This is a genomic window from Paucibacter sp. M5-1, from assembly GCF_027498415.2.
Taxonomy (GTDB): domain Bacteria; phylum Pseudomonadota; class Gammaproteobacteria; order Burkholderiales; family Burkholderiaceae_C; genus Roseateles_E.
Window position 1 is genome coordinate 826,748 of sequence record NZ_JAPZLM020000001.1, and the last position, 18,739, is coordinate 845,486.

The following is an 18,739-nucleotide window of genomic DNA, read 5'->3' on the forward strand; positions in this document are numbered from 1 at the left end:
CGTCAGCCCAGGCGTTGGGAAAGATATTGATGACCGAGCCGCGCGCTGCGCGCCGGCTGGCTGGGATGGTCGTGCTCGACGATGAAGGTCTGCAGCCGGCCCGCCAGGCCCGGCAGCCACTGGGCCCAGGGCAGCCGCCCCTCGCCCAGCGTGGCCCAGCCCTGCTCGGCCGCGTCGGCGCCCTCACCGGCCAGGTCCTTCACATGCACCGACTGCAGGCGCGCCGCATAGCGCGCCAGCCAGACGGCCGGGTCCTCGCCAGCGCGCGCCACCCAGGCCACATCGGGCTGCCAACGCAGACTCGACGCGGCCTCGAACAGCGTCTCCAGCACGGTCCGGCCATCGGTCAAACGCTCGAACTCGAAGGCATGGTTGTGATAAGCCAGGCCGACGCCCAGCAGGGCCAGGTCTTGCGCGTGGGCCTGCAGCCGGCCGGCCAGCGCCAGCCATCCGGCCTGGTCGGCGGGGCGCTCGGCCTCGTCCAACCAGGGCATCACGAGCTGGCAGCAGTCCAGCGCGGCGAGGGCCAGCAGGATCTCGGCCCGGCCAGCGTCCAGCTCGCTCATCTCCACATGCATCGAGGCCAGACCCAGGCCCGAGGCCCGCAGCGTGGCGATGAAGTCGGCCGGCGCCAGGCCGTGCAGGCCCTCGGTCTCAACCCAGGCATAGCCGGCCTCGCGGGCCAGCGCCAGCCGCGCCGCCAGCGCCCCGGCGCTGCGCACCGTGTAGAGCTGCAGGGCGATCTTGTGATGTTTCGTCATGCGCCCACCTCACAGGCGATCTGCCGGGCAAAGGCCGGCGGCAGCGGCGCGGGCCGCTCGCAGCGCGTGCTCAACGCCACCGGGCCGCCCTGGGCGGCGGCGCGCAGGGTCGCGTCCATCACCTCCAGCACATGCAGGGCCAGCTCGCCGCTGGCGCGGTGCGGCTGGCCGGCGGTAATGGCCCAGGCCATCTCGGCCACGCCCAGGCCGCGCAGCCGGCCGGTGAAGGCACGGGGGGCCAGGTCTTGCCAGTCGCCGTCCTGCTCGCAGAACTGCAGGCCGCCGCCGAACTCGTTCGGATCGGGCAGCAGCAGCGAGCCCTGCTCGCCGTAGAGCTCGATGGGGCTGGACTTGTGCTTCCAGACATCGAAGCTGGTGCTCAGCGTGACGAAGGCACCGCCCACGAACTCCAGGCCGGCGACCACATGGCTGGGCGTCTCGACGGCGATGCGCTGGCCCTGGCGCGGGCCGCGCGGCACCTGGCGCGGCGACCAGCTGGTATGGGCCATGCCGCTGACCCGGCGCACCGGGCCCAGCAGCTGCACCAGCTGGGTCAGGTAGTAGACGCCCATGTCCATCAGCGGGCCGGCACCGGGGCGGTAGAAGAACTCGGGGTTGGGGTGCCAGTCGTCCGGGCCGCGCTCCATCATGCAGGCCTGGCCGGCGACGATGCGGCCCAGCCGGCCGCTGTCCAGCAGCGCGCGCGCGGCCTGGCCGGCGCCGCCCAGAAAGGTGTCGGGCGCGCAGCCGATGCGGCGGCCGGCGCGGGCGGCCGTCTCCATCAAGACCTGGCCCTCGGCGAAGCTGGCGGCCAGCGGTTTCTCGGTGTAGAGATGCTTGCCGGCCTCCAGCACCTGGCGGCCCACCGCCAGATGGACGGCCGGCGGGGTCAGGTTGATGACAATGTCCGCCTCGCCGGCCAGCAGCTCGGCAGGCGTCAGCGCCCGGATGCCGAAGGCCTCGGCACGCGCGCGGGCCGCGTCGGCGCGCGCATCGGCCACCGCAATCAGCTCGAGATGGCCGAAGGCCCGCAGGCCTTTGGCATAGGTCGGGAAGATGTCGCCGGCGCCGATGATGGCGACCCGGGTCACGGTGCCGCTCATGCCGCTCATGCCGCTCATGCCGGGCTCCCCAGATCGGCCAGATCCAGCCAGGCCAGTTCCTCGGCGCTGAGATTGACATCGAGGCCGCGCATCGAGCTGGCGGTCTCGGCGATGCTGCGCGGGCCGATCAGGCTGAAGGCGGGGAAGCCCAGGGCCAGCACCCAGGCCAGCGCGATATTGATCGCAGCACAGCCCTTCTTGGCGGCCAGCTCGCGGGCCCGCGCCAGGCGCAGGAAATTGGCCTCGCTATACCAGCAGCGCACCAGCTCCTCGTCGTCCTGCTGGCCCGGCGCGGCGCGGCCGTCGACGAAGAAGCCGCGCGCCTGCGAGGACCAGGCGAACAGCGCCAGGCCCTGCTCGGCCAGCCAGCGCCGCGAGTCCGGCGTGCCGGCCGAGACACAGCCGCGCCAGATCGGCGACTGCATACGCGCCAGGCTCAGCTGGTTGTTGACCAGCGAGAAGCCCTGCTGGCCGGTACGCGCCGCATAGGCATTCGCCTCGGCCACCCGCGTCAGCGACCAGTTGCTGCCGCCAAAGGCCTGGAAGCGGCCCTGGTTGCGCTGCTCGTTGAGCGCGTCGATGAACTCGCCGACCGGCACCTCGGGGTTGTCGCGGTGCAGGATGTAGAGGTCGGCCGACTCGGTGCGCAGGCGCTCCAGGCTTTCGGCCAGCTCGCGCGCCATGCCCTCGGGCGTGCAGTGCGGCGTGTGGGCGCCCTTGGCGATCAGCACGATCTCGTCGCGGATGCCGCGCGCGCTCAGCCAGTCGCCGAAGATGGACTCGCAGTGCCCGCCCTCGAAGTCATAGACCCAGGCGGTGTCGAAGGCATTGCCGCCGCGCTCCAGATAGTCGTCGAACAACGCGGCCGCATAAGGCAGGGTCTCCTGGTGGTCCACCCCCATGACCAGGCGTGACACCGGCTTGGCAAGACCCGGCACCTGGCCATAGCGCATGTTCGCATCGGGGCGGCGCGTGATCGGCAGGCCGGCCAGGGTCTTGCGGCCGACCAGCGCGGCGGCCTGCTCCTTCGGGTAGCTCAGGCCGATGGCGCGGCGCCAGCGGTCCAGCGCGGCCAGGTTGGCGATCGAGTCGGCCGGGCTCATGGCCGGATGCGGCACGGCGCCGGTGCGGACCGCCCGGGCGAAGACATCGGCCTCGTGGGCATAGAGGCCGCGGTCGGTGGCGACGGTCCAGCTCTGGGCCAGGGCCTCGTCCACCCACAGCTCGATGCGGCTCTCTCCGGCCTGCGCACCGGCGCCGTACCAGGGATTGGCCACGACCAGGGCGCCCTTAGCTCCACCCAGGCGCAGCGATTCCTCCTGTTCCAGGCTGATCGCCGTGGCGATCTGCGCCGTGATGTCGCCGGGAAAACGCAGCGTGGCCAGGGCCCAGGCATCGACGCCCATCGTCTCGTGCAGCCGCCCCATGGCCTGCAGCTCCAGCGGCTCGGCAAAGTCCTGGCCCCGGGCCACACCGGCCAGCAAGCGCGCCATCGACATCGGATAGCAGCCCACATCGAGGATGCCGCCGCCGGCCAGGCCCGGCTCCCAGCTGCGCGAGCCGGCACGCGGCGTCGAGGCGTAGCAGAAGGAGGCCTGGATATGGCGCAGCTCGCCGATCACGCCGCGCTTCAGCAAGTCCAGCAGCTGGGCGGTCTGCGGCAGGCAGCGGTACATGAAGGCTTCCATCAGCACGCGGCCCGCGCGCTCGGCCGCCTCGAACGCGATCATGGCCTCGGCCTGGTTCAGCCCCAGCGGCTTCTCGCACAGCACATGCTTGCCGGCGCGCAGCGCCCGCACCGTCCAGTGCAGATGCTCGGTGTGCGGCAGGCCGATATAGACGGCGTCCACGGTCGGGTTGGCCAGCAAGGACTCATAGCTCGCATGGGCGATGACCGCCGTGCCCGGCGCCGCATGGACATCGGCAAAGGCGCGGGCCCTGGCCTCGTCGCGGCTGGCCACCGCCACCAGGCCGCCGCTGTCGGTCTGTTGCAGGCCCTTGGCAAAAGCGCCCGAGATGTTCCCGGCGCCGATGATTCCCCAGTTCAGCATGGTTGGTTTTGAAACGTTTTAAATTGCGAATGCCAGAAATATATTTACTGCATTTCGGGCTTGAATCGAGGCTTACCCTAGGAGCGGCCGGCTGCAGACCCTAGGCCGAGCCGGCCAGGCCGCCGCCGTCGACGACATAGGCCGAACCGGTGACAAAGGACGCGCGGTCGCTGGCCAGGAAGAGCACGACCTGGGCGATCTCCTCGGCCTGGCCCACCCGCATCAGCGGCCGGGCATTACCGGCCTCGACCAGGGCCGTCTCGGCCAGGCCCAGCTGGGCCGCTTCATCGCGCAGCATGGCCGTGTCGGTGTCGCCGGGGCAGACGCTGTTGACCCGGATCTGCTGCGGCCCGTGGTCCACCGCCATCGCCCGCGTCATATTGACCACCGCGCCCTTGGCCGCGCAGTAGGACACCGCATCCTTGCCGCCGACCAGGCCCCAGCCGGAGCCGGCGTTGATGATGCTGCCGCCCCCCTGCTCGGCCATCACCGGCACCGCGTACTTGCTCATCAGAAAGATCGATTTGACGTTGACCGCCATCACCGCGTCCCAGTCGGCCTCGCTGGTGTCCACCACATTGGCGCGCCGTGTGATGCCGGCGTTGTTGAACAGCACATCGAGCCGGCCGAAAGCGGCCAGGGTCTGGCGCACGGCGCGCTCGCAGTCGGCGGCGCGGGCCACATCGGCCTCCACAAACACGGCTTCGCCGCCGGCTCCGCGGACCGCCGCCACCGTGGCTTCGCCGCCGGCAGGGTCCCGATCACAGACGGCCACCCGGGCGCCTTCGCGGGCGAACAGCAGGGCCGTGGCCCGCCCGATGCCCGAGCCGGCACCGGTGATCAGGGCCACCTTGCCGGCGAGTTCGCCGCCGCTTCTTGTCGTGTCGCTCATCTTGTCGGTCTCCTCTATGTTGTTTCAGTCGGCCACCAGGCGCAGCATGGCCTGCTCGCGCGGGCCGGTCAGCGCACGCACCGGGCCGGCATACAGCGCATCGACGGCGGCCGAGCCGCTGTCCACCCGCAGCTGTGCGCCGCCCAGGGCCTGCAGCTTGCGCGGCGTGATCAGCAGCGTCAGCGCCTGCGGGCCCAGGGCCCGCAGCACACGCGGGCTCAGCGGCGCATTGCCGCGGCCCAGCACATGACCCTGGCCGCCGATCGCGGTCAGCCACAGCCGCGCCGGCGCCTGTCGTCCTTGCAATAGTTCCCACAGCCGGGCCTCGTCGGCGTCGCGCAGCTCCAGCCGCCCGTCCACCACCACGTCCACACCGATCAGGCTGCCGTCCAGACCCAGGGCCTGTTTCAGCGCCCAGGTGGTGGAGCCGGGGCCGATCAGGTGCAGGCCCTGGCGCAGCTGCGGCGCCAGGCTGTGGGCCAGTCGCTCGGCATCCACCGCATCGCCGGCCTCGCTGCGCGACTTGCGGCCCTGCAGCCAGCGCGCATCGACCGGCGTGCGCAGCTGGCCATAGAGCCGGGCCTGCACCCGGCCCTGGCCCAGCGCGGCCTCGTCCAGGTCCAGCACCTCGCGGGCCTCGCTCAGACGGCGCTGGCCGGACAGGAAGGCCGCCGCCAGCCGCCCGGCGGCGCGCGGGCTGACGCCGAAGCAGGCCGACTGCAGCTTGACACCGGCCGGGATGCCCAGCACCGGCAGCGCCTCGCCCACCGCATCCAGCATATCGCGAGCCGTGCCATCGCCGCCGACGAAAAGCAGCAGGGCCAGATCTTGCGCCCGCATCTGCGCCACCAGCCGGCGCGTGTCCTGCGCCGTGCTGGGCCAGCGCCGCTCGCCCAGCACCTCGGGCACCTGGCCCAGCGCCCTCAGCAGGTCCTCCCCCATGGCCCCGGCCCCGCAGACCCACAGCGGCGCGCAGCCGGCCAGCAGCACGCGCAAGGCTTCTTCGGCGCGGCCCGCGGCCCAGGCCGGTGGCGCAGCGCCCGGACAGAAGGCATCGCTGCCATGCAGGGCCAGCGGCCCGCCGGCACCGGCGATGGGGTTGATCAGGAGGCCGACGCGCATGCTCTCTTCTCGCTCGCTTCAGGCCTTGGCGCCATGTTCGGCCAGCTTGCGCTGCCAGGCCCGCCAGGTGATGGCCCAGCGCTGCGGGTCTTCCAGATAAGCGTCCTTGACCCGCCGGGTGGGGCAGTTGTGCGGCGCACCCAGGACCAGCGCGGGGTCCGTGCGCGCCTCGTCCGCGACCTGGGCCATGATCTGCACGAACTCGTCCAGGTCGGCGCGCGAGTAGGCCTCGGTGGGTTCTATCGTCGCGGGCTCGGGCACCACATAGGGATGGTGGCTGGTCCAGTAATGGGTGCCGTAGTCGGCGGCGCGCAGGCCGATATCGCCCGAGCCGACGCCGGTTTCTTCGCTGAGCTGCGCCCAGCTGTAGCGCACCTGCTCGATACGGCGTTTGCCGGCTGCATAAGGCGCGCTCAGGCCGGGGATCTGCAGCAGCTGACTCATCATGTAGTTGTTGTTCAGCACCGCGACCTCGGCCACCTCGCGCAGCCCTTCGGCGCCCAGATTCATCACCCAGGCATAGGCCCGCAGCACCACACTGGCCGTGCCCATGAAGGCCGCCACCTTGCCGATCGATTGCGCCTCGCCCTGATCGATGCGGTACTGCGCGCCGTCCTTGACGATGCGCGGTCGCGGCAGAAAGGGCGCCAGCGCTGCCGTCACCGCGCAGGCGCCGACGGCGGGGCCGCCGCAGGCATGGGGCGTCGCGAAGGTCTTGTGCAGATTGAAATGGCACAGATCGAAACCGGCCTCGCGCGCCCGGGTGATGCCCAGCAGGCCGTTGGCATTGGCCTGGTCATAGCAGGCCAGCGCGCCTACCGCATGGGCGGCGGCGACGAACTCGGCGATCCGGGGGTTGAAGATGCCGGTGTCCTCGGGGTTGGTGATGATCAGGGCCGCGGTGCGCGGGCCGACCGCCGCCTGCATCGCGGCCAGGTCCGGGTAGCCATCGGCATCGGGGTATAGCGTGATGACCTTGTAGCCCAGCACCTTGGCGCAGGCGGCGTCCGAGGGGTGGGAGAAGATCGTCGTGATGATCTCGTCGCGCTCCCCGGCCTCGCCGCGCGACTCGAACCAGGCGCGGATCATCGCGATATTGGCGTAGATGGCCTGCGAGCCCGAGCGCGGCTGCAGGCTCACCGCGTCCATGCCCGAGACCTCGCAGATCACCTGCTCCATCTGGTGCATCACCTGCAGAATGCCCTGCACGGTGGACTCGTGCTGCAAGGGATGCAGCTCGCTCATCCGGGCATCGCGGGCCAGCTGCTCGTTGATCTTGGGGTTGTATTTCATCGTGCAGGTGCCCTGCCCGACGTCGACATTCAGATCCGCGCCCAGGTTCTCCTGCGACAGGCGCAGATAGTGGCGCAGCACCCGGTTCTGGCTCAGCTCCGGCAGGGCCGGGGCCTTGGCGCGGCGCATGCCGCTGGGCAGCCGGTCCAGCACCTGCGCGGTGGCCGTAGCGATGCCGGGCTCCAGCTCGGGCACCAGGATGGCGCGCTCACCGGCCTGGCTGAGTTCGAAGATCAGCGGCTCGTCCCAGCGCGCCTGCTGGTAGCGGCGCAGATTGGGCTTGCCGTCGCAAAAGCGATGGGCGGAGATGTTTTCCATGGTGCTGGGGTTTGTCGCAGTCATTGGCTCAGCAGCTCGCGCAGGGCCGCCACCAGGCGGTCGATATCGGCCTGGCTGTGCAGCTCGGTGAAGGCATAGAGGGCACTCTGGCCCAGGGCGGGGAAGGCGGCCGACAAATCATGGCCGCCGAAGATGCCGTGCCGCTCGCGCAGCGCCGTGTTGATCTGGGCCACCGTGAAGCCGCTGGCGCCGAAGTCCAGCACAAACTCCTTGAAATGGGCCGTGTCGGCATGAGCCAGACGCAGACCCGGCAGCTCGGCCAGGCGCTGGCGAGCATAGGCAACGCGGCGCGCAATGCCCTCGCCCAGCTCCACCATGCCTTGCGGGCCCAGGCTGGCCAGGTAGACGCCGGCCGTGATGCCCCACAGCGCGGCGGCGGTGCCGACGAACTCATTGCCCTGCTCGCGTTTGTCGAAGGAGGTGCGGTGGTAGGCCACATCGCCGAAGCCATACTGGCCCGGCACCGAGGTCGGCGCGATGCCGAACAGGCGCGAGGGGTATTGCAGCACCAGGGCCTCGTCATCGCGGCTGGCGATGAAGCCGCCATGGCCGCCGCCATAGCTCATATGCATGCCCAGGGGCTGGATATCACCGCAGACAATGGCCGCGCCATAGTCGCCCGGCGGGGTCAGCAGGCCCAGCGAGCCGGGGTCCACGCCGACGATCAGCAGCGCGCCGGCCGCTGTCACCAGAGCGGCCAGCGCCGCGCCCTCGTCGATGCCGCCGAAGTAGTTCGGCACGTCCACATAGAAGGCCGCCACCTGCGGGCCCAGCTTGGCCTGCAGATCGGCGCGGTCCACCAGGCCGGTGGCAGTGTCGAAGGCCACCTCGATGAACTCGATCTCGCTGCGCCCGTAGGTCTGCATATGCGAGCGCTTGTCGGGGTTCACATTGGCGGCCACCAGCACCTGACGGCGGCCGCCCCCCTGGTAGCGCACGGCCATGCAGCAGGCGGTGGCGGCCGCCTGCAGCCCGTCATAGGTGGGCACGCTGACCACATCCATATTCAGCAGCTCGCCCATCATCGAGACGTACTCCCACAGCGCCTGGAAGCGGCCATGGTCGTCATAGGGCTCGCCGGCATAGGCGGTCAGGAACTCGCTGCGGCCATTGATCTCGTCGCAGATCGCCGGCACATGGTGCTGGTAGCAGCCGCCGCCCAGAAAGCTCAGCACCTCGCCGCAATGCCTGTTCTGGGCCAGCAAGCCCTGAATATGACGCTTGAGCCGCGCCTCCGACAGCAGCGGCGCCGGCAGGTTCAGCGGCCGCGCCAGGCGCAGCGCGGGCGGGATGTCGGCATAGAAATCCTCGACCGAGCTCGCGCCGGTGGCCGCCAGCATCGCCGCCTTGACCTCGGGCACCGAGTTCGGGATATAGGGGTAAACCTGAGATTTGTTCATGACCCTGTGCGTGGCTTGAAACGTTTCGATAGACGCTATTGCACAGGCAGAAGAGGAATCGTACAAACGACATATATTTGCGCCATACATAAACACAGCTAATCCATGCGACGCCATCTGCACCATCTGAACGCGCTGCGCTGCTTCGAAGCGGCGGCGCGCCAGCTGTCCTTCACCCAGGCCGCGGCCGAGCTGCATGTGACCCAGGCGGCGGTCAGCCACCAGGTGCGGGCGCTGGAGCAGGCGCTGGGCCAGCCGCTGTTCGAGCGCCGGCCGCGCCAGGTGCGGCTGACCGCCGCCGGCGAGCGCCTGGTGGGCGTGCTGTCGAGCAGCTTTGACCGCATCGACGAGCTGCTGGGCCAGCTCAAGCAGGGCAGCCGGCAGACCCAAAGCCTGCAGCTGGCCGTCACGCCCAGCTTTTCCGGCCGCTGGCTGATGCCGCGGCTGCCGCGCTTCTGGGATGCCCACCCCGAGATCGAGCTGCATCTGCACCACAGCACCCAACCCGATGCGCTCGCCCGCGGCACGGCCGAGGCGGCGGTGGCCTGGCTGCGCGAGCCGCCGCCGCGCCTGTGGGCCCAGCGCCTGTTCGGCACCGCGCTGAGCCCGGTCTGCGCGCCCAGCCTGCCCCGGCCCGAGCAGCCGCTGGAGAGCCCCGAGGCGCTGCGCGACTACCCGCTGCTGCACGAGGACAGCTTCGAGGACTGGGCGCGCTGGCTGCGCGCCGCTGGCGTGGCCGAGGGCGGGCAGCAACGCCAGGGCCAGTTGATCGACGACAGCAATGCCCTGCTGCTGGCCGCGATGGCCGGCCGCGGCCTGGCGCTGGGCCGGCTGGCCCTGATCGAGGACGAGCTGCGCGCGGGCCGGCTGCTGCGGCCTTTTGCGCTCAGCATCGAGGCCGACGGCGCCTACTGGCTGCTGGCCGCACCGGCCCTGGCCGAGCAGCCGCGCTTTCGCGCGCTGGCCGATTTCATGCTGGGCGAGTGCCCGGCCGGCTGAGCGGCGCGCCGCAAGCCTTGTCCTACACTCTGGCCCCAAGCCCTCGACCGAGGGCTTTGCCTTTCCCCTTGCCGCAATGACCACCCAAGACTTCAGCGCCCACACCCCCGTGATGGCGCAATACCTGCGCATCAAGGCCGAGCACCCCGATGTGCTGGTGTTCTTTCGCATGGGCGACTTCTACGAGGTCTTTTTCGACGATGCCCGCAAGGCCAATGCGCTGCTGGACATCACGTTGACCACGCGCGGCCAGAGCGCCGGCCAGCCGGTCGTGATGGCCGGGGTGCCGGTGAACGCGCTGGAGAGCTATCTGGCCAAGCTGATCAAGCTGGGCGAGGCGGTCGCGATCGCCGAGCAGGTCGGCGATGTCGCGACGTCCAAGGGGCCGGTCGAGCGCAAGGTGGTGCGCGTTGTCACGCCCGGCACGGTCACCGACACCGAGCTGCTGGCCGACAAGCAGGACTCGGTCCTGCTGGCCGTTGCCGCCCAGGGCAAGACCTTGGGCCTGGCCTGGCTGTCGCTGACCAAGGGAGAGCTGGGCCTGGCCGAGTGCAGCGAGCGCGAGCTGCCGTCCTGGCTGGCCCGCATGAGCCCGGCCGAGGTGCTGGTGGACCGCGAGCGCCAGCCCGCCGGCGTGCTGGCCGCGCGGCTGCCGATCACCAACCGGCCCAGCTGGCAGTTCGACACCACGCTGGGCGCGCGCAAGCTCTGCGAGCAGCTGGGTGTGGCCAGCTTGGCAGGCTTCAATGCCCAGGCGCTGAGCACGGCCCAGGCCGCCGCCGCCGCGCTGCTGAGCTATGCCGAACACACGCAGGGCCGGGCACTGGCCCATGTCAAAAGCCTGCAGGTGCAGCGCAGCAGCGATCTGCTGGACCTGCCGCCGGCCACCCAGCGCAATCTGGAACTGACCCAGACCCTGCGCGGCGAGAGTTCGCCGACCCTGCTGTCGGTGCTCGACAGCTGCCGCACCGGCATGGGCAGCCGCGCGCTGCGCCACTGGCTCTTGCACCCGCGGCGCGAGCGCGGCGAGGCGCTGGCCCGGCACCAGGCGATTGCCAGCCTGCTGGCGGCCAGCCCGGAACCGCTGCGCGAAGCGCTGCGCCATGTCTCCGATGTCGAGCGCATCGCCGCCCGCGTCGCGCTGCGCCAGGTGCGTCCGCGCGAGCTGACCGGCCTGCGCGCGACCCTGCAGATCCTGCCCGAGCTGGCCCAGACCCTGCCCAGCGGCGCGCCGCTGATCGCCCAGCTGGCCGAGGGCCTGGCCGCCTCGCCGCATATCGAGGAGCTGCTGAGCCGCGCCATCGCCGAGGAGCCGGCCGTGCTCCTGCGCGACGGCGGCGTGATCGCCGTCGGCTTCGACGCCGAACTCGACGAGCTGCGCGGCATCAGCCAGAACTGCGATGCCTTCCTGCTGGACCTGGAGGCGCGCGAGCGCGCCCGCACCGGCATCGCCAATCTGCGCGTGCAGTTCAACAAGGTGCATGGCTTCTATATCGAGGTCACCCAGGGCCAGGTCGACAAGGTGCCGATGGACTACCAGCGCCGCCAGACCCTGAAGAATGCCGAGCGCTACATCACGCCCGAGCTGAAGGCCTTCGAGGACAAGGCGCTGTCGGCCCAGGAGCGCTCGCTGGCTCGCGAGAAGCTGCTCTATGAGGCTGTGATAGACCATCTGGTCGAGGAGCTGCAGCCGCTGACCGCGCTGGGCCGCGCGCTGGCCAGCCTGGACGCGCTGGCGGCACTGGCCGAGCGGGCCGCCAGCCTGCGCTGGTGCCGGCCCGAGTTCGTCAGCCAGCCCTGCATCGAGATCGGCGCCGGCCGGCATCCGGTGGTCGAGATGCGGCTGCGCGAGACCGGCGCCGGCGAGTTCATGGCCAATGACTGCCGGCTCGACGCCCGCACCCGCATGCTGATCATCACCGGCCCGAATATGGGCGGCAAGAGCACCTTCATGCGCCAGGTGGCCCTGATCAGCCTGCTGGCCGCGATCGGCTCCTATGTGCCGGCCACCACGTGCCGGCTCGGACCGATGGATGCGATTCACACCCGCATCGGCGCGGCCGACGACCTGGCCAATGCGCAATCGACCTTCATGCTGGAAATGACCGAGGCGGCCGCCATCCTGCACAGCGCGACCGAGCAGTCGCTGGTGCTGATGGACGAGATCGGGCGCGGCACCTCGACCTTCGACGGTCTGGCGCTGGCCGGTGCCATCGCCAGCCATCTGCATGACAAGAGCCGCGCGTTCACGCTGTTCGCGACCCACTACTTCGAGCTGACCGAGTTCCCGGCCAAGCATGCCGGCGCGCTCAACAGCCATGTCGGCGCGGTCGAGAGCGGCGACGACATCGTCTTCCTGCACGAACTGCAAGCCGGCCCGGCCAGCCGCAGCTATGGCGTGCAGGTGGCGCGGCTGGCCGGCATGCCCGCCAGCCTGGTGCGCCAGGCCCGCGCCACGCTGGAGGCGCTGGAGGCCAAGGCCAGCGAGGACAAGGCGCAGATCGATCTGTTCGCCACACCGCCCGAGCCGGTGGCCGCTGTCGCCGACGCGACCAGCCCGGCCTTGCTGGCATTGCAAGATCTGGATCCCGACGCGCTGAGCCCGCGCGAGGCGCTCGACGCGCTGTACCGATTGAAGAAACTCAGCAAGACATGACCCTCGCCGCCGCGTCCAAAACCCTGGTTTTCTGGCGAAAGACTCGCTGCATATGAATCAAGGCACGCTCGTCTTTTCCCACGCCAACGGCTTCGGTGCCGGCTGCTACCGGATTCTGTTCGAGACCTGGCGCGCGGCCGGCTGGGAGGTCCACGCCCTGCCCCGCATCGGCCATGACCCGGCCTACCCGGTCACGAGCAACTGGCCGCATCTGCGCGATCAGCTGATCCATTTCATCGAGCGGGAGGTCAAGCCCCAGATGCAAGTGGATGGTCCGGTGATGCTGGCCGGCCATTCGCTGGGCGGCATGCTGAGCCTGCTGGTGGCCTGCCGCCGGCCCGATCTGGTCGAGGGTCTGCTGATGCTGGACAGCCCGGTCGTCAGCGGCTGGCGCGCCCACAGCGTGCGCATGGCCAAGGCAACGCGGCTGATGCCCCGCGTCTCGCCAGGCAAGATCTCCAGCCAGCGCCGCCACGAATGGCCGACGCGGGCGGCCGTGCAGGAGCATTTCGCCGCCAAGCACAAATTCGCCCGCTGGGACCCGCGGGTGCTGGCCGACTATGTGGCCAGCGGCTTCGAGGAGCAGGGAGACAAGACCCGGCTGGCTTTTCAGCGCGAGATCGAGACCCGCATCTACAACACCCTGCCCCACCATCTGCCGGCCCTGCTGCGCCGCCATCCGCCGCGCTGCCCGATCGGCTTTGTCGCCGGCACGCAGTCCGAAGAACTGCGCCAGGCCGGGGCCGCCGCCTCGAAGGCGCTGGCGCGCCAGCATTTCCGCTGGATGGAAGGCAGCCACCTCTATCCCTTCGAGCGACCCGACGACACGGCCGCCCTGGTACTGCAAATGCTCGACGAGCTCCGGGCAGCGCGAGCCACCTCGCTATAATCACGCTTTACCACCACAGCGTTCTTGTACGGGCGCTGCAAGACATGACCAAGTACGTCTTCGTCACAGGCGGTGTGGTGTCCTCACTCGGCAAGGGCATCGCATCAGCCTCACTGGCTGCCATCCTCGAATCGCGCGGCCTCAAGGTCACCCTGATCAAGCTCGATCCCTATATCAACGTGGATCCGGGCACGATGTCGCCCTTCCAGCATGGCGAGGTCTTCGTCACCGATGACGGGGCCGAAACCGATCTGGACCTGGGCCACTACGAGCGCTTCATCACCACGCGGATGAAGAAGAGCAATAACTTCACCACCGGCCAGATCTATATGTCGGTGCTGGAGAAGGAACGCCGCGGCGACTACCTCGGCAAGACCGTCCAGGTGATTCCCCACATCACCAATGAGATGCAGGACTTCATCCGTCGCGGCGCCGGTCAGGGCACGCCGGATGCCGTCGATGTGGCCATCGTCGAGATCGGCGGCACGGTCGGCGATATTGAATCGCTGCCCTTCCTCGAAGCGGCGCGCCAGATGAGCCTGAAGGCCGGCCCGAACAACGTCGCCTTCGTGCACCTGACCTATGTGCCCTGGATCGCTGCGGCCGGCGAGCTCAAGACCAAGCCGACCCAGCACACGGTGCAGAAGCTGCGCGAGATCGGCATCCAGCCCGACGCGCTGCTGTGCCGCGCCGACCGCCGCATCCCGGACGATGAGCGCGAGAAGATCTCGCTGTTCACCAATGTGGCCGAGTACGGTGTGATCTCGATGTGGGACGTGAACACCATCTACAAGGTGCCGCGCATGCTGCACGAGCAAGGCCTGGACCAGCTGATCTGCACCAAGCTGCAGCTCAACACCAAGTCCGCCGACCTGAAGCGCTGGGACACCCTGGTGCACGAGGTCGAGCATCCGACCCAGCATGTCACGATCGCGATGTGCGGCAAGTACACCGATCTGAGCGACTCCTACAAATCGCTCAACGAGGCCCTGCGCCACGCCGGTATCCACAACCACTCGGGCGTGAAGATCGAGTACGTGGACTCGGAGCTGCTGACCCCCGACAATATCGACCAGCTGGGCCAGTACGACGCCATCCTGGTGCCGGGCGGCTTCGGCAAGCGCGGTGTCGAGGGCAAGATCCTGGCGGCCAAGTACGCCCGCGAGCACAAGGTGCCTTATCTGGGCATCTGCCTGGGCATGCAGGTCGCGACCATCGAGTACGCCCGCCATATGGCCGGCCTGGCCGGCGCCAATTCGACCGAGTTCGAGCCCGAGACACCGAACCCGGTGATCGCCTTGATCGACGAATGGCAGGACGCCGACGGCACCATCCAGAGACGCGACGAAAAGAGCGATCTGGGCGGCACGATGCGTCTGGGCGCGCAGAGCTCGGACGTCAAGCCCGGCACCCTGGCCCATGACATCTACGGTCCGGTGGTCACCGAGCGCCATCGCCATCGCTACGAGGCCAACGAGCACTATCTGGATCGTCTGCAAGAGGCCGGTCTGGTGATCTCGGCCATCACCCAGCGCGAGAAGTTGACCGAGATGGTCGAGCTGTCGCGCTCTGTCCATCCCTGGTATGTCGGCGTGCAGTTCCACCCGGAATTCAAGTCCACGCCCTGGGACGGCCACCCGCTGTTCACCGCCTTCATCAAGGCGGCGCTGGAACACAAACAGGCCTGAAGGAGTTCCTGCCATGAAGCTGTGCGATTTTGAGGTCGGCATCGACCGCCCCTTCTTCCTGATCGCTGGCACCTGCTCGATCGAGGGCCTGGAGATGAGCATGGAAGTGGCAGGCCGGCTCAAGGAGGCCTGCTCGGCCTTGGGCATCCCGCTGATCTACAAGGGCTCCTTCGACAAGGCCAACCGCTCGTCGGGCAGCACCAAGCGCGGCGTCGGCATGGACGCCGGCCTGAAGATCCTGGACGAGGTGCGTCGCCAGCTGGGCCTGCCCATCCTGACCGATGTGCATGACGAAGCCCAGGTGACCGATGTGGCCGCCGTGGTCGACGTGCTGCAGACCCCGGCCTTCCTGTGCCGCCAGACCGATTTCATCCGCGCGGTGGCCAAGTCGGGCAAGCCGGTGAACATCAAGAAGGGCCAGTTCCTCGCGCCCTGGGACATGAAGAACGTCATCGACAAGGCGCGCGACGCGGCCCGCGAAGCCGGCCTGTCGGAAGACCGCTTCCTGGCCTGCGAGCGCGGCGTGAGCTTCGGCTACAACAACCTCGTGGCCGATATGAGCAGCCTGGCCGAGATGCGCAAATCCGGCGCGCCGGTGGTGTTCGACGTGACCCACTCGGTACAGAAGCCCGGCGGTCAGGGCACAAGCAGCGGCGGCGCCCGCGAGATGGTGCCCGTGCTGGCACGCGCCGGCGTGGGCGCCGGCGTGGCCGGTCTCTTCATGGAAACCCATCCGCGCCCGGCAGAGGCCTGGTCCGATGGGCCCAACGCCGTGCCGCTGCAGCATATGCGCACGCTGCTGGAGCAGCTCGTTGCGCTGGACCGCATCGTCAAGACCCAGCCCCTTCTTGAAAATGACTTCTCCTGCTAAGGAGAGGTCACTTCGCCAGAATGACTTCTCCTGCTGAACCCATGCCCAGCGCCTACATCCTCGCCAACGTCCAGGTCACCAACCCCACGCAGTACGAGGAGTACAAAAAGTTCTCCTCGGCCGCGATGCAAGCCCATGGCGCCGAAGTCTGCGTGCGCGGCGGCCGAGTCGAGGTGCTGGAGGGCGACTGGACGCCCGACCGTGTCGTGCTGCTGAAGTTCGCGTCGGTGGAGGCCGCCCGTGCCTTCAATGACTCGCCCGAGTATGGACAGGCCCGCGCGGCGCGCCAGGGCGCGGCCGTGATGCGCATGGTCCTGATCGAAGGCGTTTGAGCCCCCACACACAGGCGGCATCTTGTTGTGCGCTGGTAACGAAAATCCGGCACCATCGCGCCGCCCCAAGATTTTTTGACCTTCTGGAGACCTCGAGACTATGAGCGCTATTGTTGATATCGTCGGCCGTGAAATCCTGGACAGCCGCGGCAATCCCACCGTCGAGTGCGATGTGCTGCTGGAGTCCGGCGTGATGGGCCGCGCCGCCGTGCCTTCGGGCGCATCGACCGGCTCGCGCGAAGCCATCGAGCTGCGCGACGGTGACAAGAGCCGCTATCTGGGCAAGGGCGTGTTGAAGGCCGTCGAGCACATCAACACCGAGATCTCCGAGGCCGTGCTGGGCCTGGACGCCTCCGAGCAGGCCTTTCTGGACCGCACGCTGATCGATCTGGACGGCACCGAGAACAAGAGCCGCCTGGGTGCGAACGCGATGCTGGCTGTCTCGATGGCCGTGGCCCGTGCCGCCGCCGAAGAGTCCGGTCTGCCGCTGTACCGCTATTTCGGCGGCATGAACGGCAACCAGCTGCCGGTGCCGATGATGAACGTCATCAACGGCGGCGAGCACGCCAACAACAATCTCGACCTGCAAGAGCTGATGATCATCCCGGTCGGCGCGCCGAGCTTCCGCGAAGCGCTGCGCTGGGGTGCCGAGGTGTTTCACGCACTGAAGAAGATCCTGCACGACAAGCACATCAGCACCGCGGTCGGTGACGAAGGCGGCTTCGCGCCGAACGTCGAGAATCATGAGGCCGCGATCCAGATGATTCTGGAAGCGATCGACAAGGCCGGCTACACCGCAGGCGAGCAGATCGCCCTGGGCCTGGACTGCGCCGCCAGCGAGTTCTACAAGGACGGCAAGTACGTGCTCGAAGGCGAAGGCGGCATCAAGCTGTCCTCGCAGGAGTGGACCGATATGCTGGCCACCTGGGTCGACAAGTACCCGATCATCTCGATCGAAGACGGCATGGCCGAGGGCGACTGGGACGGCTGGAAGATCCTGACCGACCGCCTGGGCAAAAATGTGCAGATCGTCGGCGACGACCTCTTCGTCACCAACACCAAGATCTTGAAGGAAGGCATCGAGAAGGGCATCGCCAACTCGATCCTGATCAAGATCAACCAGATCGGCACGCTGACCGAAACCTTCGCCGCGATCGAGATGGCCAAGCGCGCCGGCTACACCGCCGTGATCTCGCACCGCTCGGGCGAGACCGAGGACTCGACCATCTCCGACATCGCCGTCGGCCTGAACGCCGGCCAGATCAAGACCGGCTCGCTGAGCCGCTCGGACCGCATGGCCAAGTACAACCAGCTGCTGCGCATCGAAGAAGACCTGGGCGATGTGGCCGTGTACCCCGGCCGCGCGGCCTTCTACAACCTGCGCTGATCGCGCGAGCAGCTAGACTGCGGGCGTGAAAATTCTCAGCATCATCCTGGCCGGCTTTCTGCTGGCCATCCAGGCCCAGCTCTGGTTCGGCAAGGGCGGCATGCCGCGTGTCGTGCAGCTGCGCTCCGAGCTGGCTGAGCAGCAGCTGGCCAATGACAAGGCCCGCGCCCGCAATGCGCAGCTCGACGCCGAGCTGCGCGATCTGCGCGAGGGCCTGGAGATGGTCGAGGAAAAGGCCCGCTTCGAGCTGGGCATGATCAAGCCCGACGAGATCTTCGTCCAGCTGCGCCGCTGAAATGGCCCCGTCATGATCGACGCGCTGCTGCAGCCGCTGCAACCCTTGCTCGCGCCGGCCTTCGAGGCCTTCGGCAGCCCGATCACCTGGACCGAGATCCTGGCCTTTGTGCTGGCGGTCTGGATGGTGGTGTGCAATATGCGCGTCCATGTGCTGGCCTGGCCGCTGGCCTTGTTGAGCTCCCTGCTCTACTTCCTGCTGTTCTGGAGCGGCAAGCTCTATGGCGAGGCGAGCTTGCAGCTGGTCTTTGCCAGCCTGGCGATCTGGGGCTGGTGGCAATGGCTGCGCGGCAAGGACGAGCGGGGTCAGGCCTTGCGGGTGCGCCTGCTGAGCCCGCGCGGGCGCTGGCTGGCGGTGCTGGCCGTGCTGCTGGCATGGCCGCTGCTGGGCCTGTTCCTGCAACGCCAGACCGACTCCCCCGCGCCCTATTGGGATGCCTTCCCGACCGTGGCCAGCCTCTTGGGCCAGTATCTGCTGGGCCGCAAATACCAGGAGAACTGGAGCGTCTGGGTGCTGGTCAATGTGGTCAGCGTCAGCCTGTTCGCCTACAAGGGTTACTGGCTGACCGTGCTGCTGTATGCGGTCTTCATCCCGATGTCGGTGGCCGGCTGGCGTGCCTGGCAGCGCCAGCTGCGGCCTGCCGTCACGGCCTAGTCACCTG

Annotated in this window: 16 protein-coding genes; 9 read left to right on the top strand and 7 right to left on the bottom strand. The window is 68.7% G+C overall.

Annotated elements, in window-relative coordinates; genetic code table 11:
* Nucleotides 1-2: 2 nt before the first annotated feature.
* From O5M90_RS03825 to gcvPA, 7 genes are all read right to left on the bottom strand, one after another.
* The gene (locus tag O5M90_RS03825; protein ID WP_269841387.1) at nucleotides 3-761 is read right to left on the bottom strand and encodes a sugar phosphate isomerase/epimerase family protein; all 759 of its coding nucleotides are present in this window, start codon (nucleotides 759-761) and stop codon (nucleotides 3-5) included.
* Entirely contained in the window at nucleotides 758-1,882 is a 1,125-nt protein-coding gene (locus O5M90_RS03830) for a Gfo/Idh/MocA family protein (RefSeq protein ID WP_269841386.1), read from the bottom strand. Before O5M90_RS03830 ends, O5M90_RS03825 begins: the two co-directional genes overlap by 4 nt.
* Nucleotides 1,879-3,915 carry an aldo/keto reductase gene (locus O5M90_RS03835; RefSeq protein WP_440401815.1) on the bottom strand — a complete coding sequence of 679 codons (2,037 nt, stop codon included), beginning with the start codon at nucleotides 3,913-3,915 and terminating at the stop codon, nucleotides 1,879-1,881. Before O5M90_RS03835 ends, O5M90_RS03830 begins: the two co-directional genes overlap by 4 nt.
* Before the next feature lie 100 nt (nucleotides 3,916-4,015).
* Nucleotides 4,016-4,807: an SDR family NAD(P)-dependent oxidoreductase gene (locus O5M90_RS03840; protein WP_269841383.1), complete on the bottom strand. Its 792-nt coding sequence runs from the start codon at nucleotides 4,805-4,807 to the stop codon at nucleotides 4,016-4,018.
* Between the two features lie 24 nt (nucleotides 4,808-4,831).
* Nucleotides 4,832-5,929 (bottom strand): ATP-NAD kinase family protein, encoded by a 1,098-nt coding sequence (locus O5M90_RS03845; protein WP_269841382.1) that lies wholly within the window; start codon nucleotides 5,927-5,929, stop codon nucleotides 4,832-4,834.
* Between the two features lie 18 nt (nucleotides 5,930-5,947).
* On the bottom strand, nucleotides 5,948-7,540 hold the full coding sequence (gene gcvPB, locus O5M90_RS03850) for an aminomethyl-transferring glycine dehydrogenase subunit GcvPB (protein ID WP_269841381.1): 1,593 nt from the start codon (nucleotides 7,538-7,540) through the stop codon (nucleotides 5,948-5,950).
* A gap of 20 nt (nucleotides 7,541-7,560) precedes the next feature.
* Nucleotides 7,561-8,961: an aminomethyl-transferring glycine dehydrogenase subunit GcvPA gene (gene gcvPA, locus O5M90_RS03855; RefSeq protein WP_269841380.1), complete on the bottom strand. Its 1,401-nt coding sequence runs from the start codon at nucleotides 8,959-8,961 to the stop codon at nucleotides 7,561-7,563.
* Nucleotides 8,962-9,066: 105 nt separating this feature from the next.
* Between gcvPA and O5M90_RS03860 the strand changes: the two genes are divergently transcribed.
* From O5M90_RS03860 to pnuC, 9 genes are all read left to right on the top strand, one after another.
* The gene (locus O5M90_RS03860; RefSeq protein ID WP_269841379.1) at nucleotides 9,067-9,960 is read left to right on the top strand and encodes a LysR substrate-binding domain-containing protein; all 894 of its coding nucleotides are present in this window, start codon (nucleotides 9,067-9,069) and stop codon (nucleotides 9,958-9,960) included.
* Nucleotides 9,961-10,036: 76 nt separating this feature from the next.
* Nucleotides 10,037-12,616 carry a DNA mismatch repair protein MutS gene (gene mutS / locus O5M90_RS03865; protein WP_269841378.1) on the top strand — a complete coding sequence of 860 codons (2,580 nt, stop codon included), beginning with the start codon at nucleotides 10,037-10,039 and terminating at the stop codon, nucleotides 12,614-12,616.
* Nucleotides 12,617-12,668: 52 nt separating this feature from the next.
* Entirely contained in the window at nucleotides 12,669-13,505 is an 837-nt protein-coding gene (locus O5M90_RS03870) for an alpha/beta hydrolase (RefSeq protein ID WP_262972754.1), read from the top strand.
* A gap of 44 nt (nucleotides 13,506-13,549) precedes the next feature.
* Complete coding sequence (locus O5M90_RS03875) at nucleotides 13,550-15,193, top strand: CTP synthase (RefSeq protein ID WP_269841377.1); 1,644 nt, start codon at nucleotides 13,550-13,552, stop codon at nucleotides 15,191-15,193.
* Nucleotides 15,194-15,206: 13 nt separating this feature from the next.
* Complete coding sequence (kdsA, locus tag O5M90_RS03880; protein WP_269841376.1) at nucleotides 15,207-16,064, top strand: 3-deoxy-8-phosphooctulonate synthase; 858 nt, start codon at nucleotides 15,207-15,209, stop codon at nucleotides 16,062-16,064.
* Nucleotides 16,065-16,105: 41 nt separating this feature from the next.
* Nucleotides 16,106-16,396, top strand: coding sequence for a DUF1330 domain-containing protein (locus O5M90_RS03885; RefSeq protein WP_137945020.1), 291 nt, complete (start codon nucleotides 16,106-16,108; stop codon nucleotides 16,394-16,396).
* A 100-nt stretch (nucleotides 16,397-16,496) separates the two neighbouring features.
* On the top strand, nucleotides 16,497-17,783 hold the full coding sequence (gene eno, locus O5M90_RS03890) for a phosphopyruvate hydratase (protein ID WP_137945019.1): 1,287 nt from the start codon (nucleotides 16,497-16,499) through the stop codon (nucleotides 17,781-17,783).
* 25 nt (nucleotides 17,784-17,808) lie between these two features.
* On the top strand, nucleotides 17,809-18,078 hold the full coding sequence (gene ftsB, locus O5M90_RS03895; RefSeq protein ID WP_269841375.1) for a cell division protein FtsB: 270 nt from the start codon (nucleotides 17,809-17,811) through the stop codon (nucleotides 18,076-18,078).
* A 12-nt stretch (nucleotides 18,079-18,090) separates the two neighbouring features.
* Entirely contained in the window at nucleotides 18,091-18,732 is a 642-nt protein-coding gene (gene pnuC, locus O5M90_RS03900; protein WP_137945017.1) for a nicotinamide riboside transporter PnuC, read from the top strand.
* The last annotated feature ends 7 nt before the right edge of the window (nucleotides 18,733-18,739 follow it).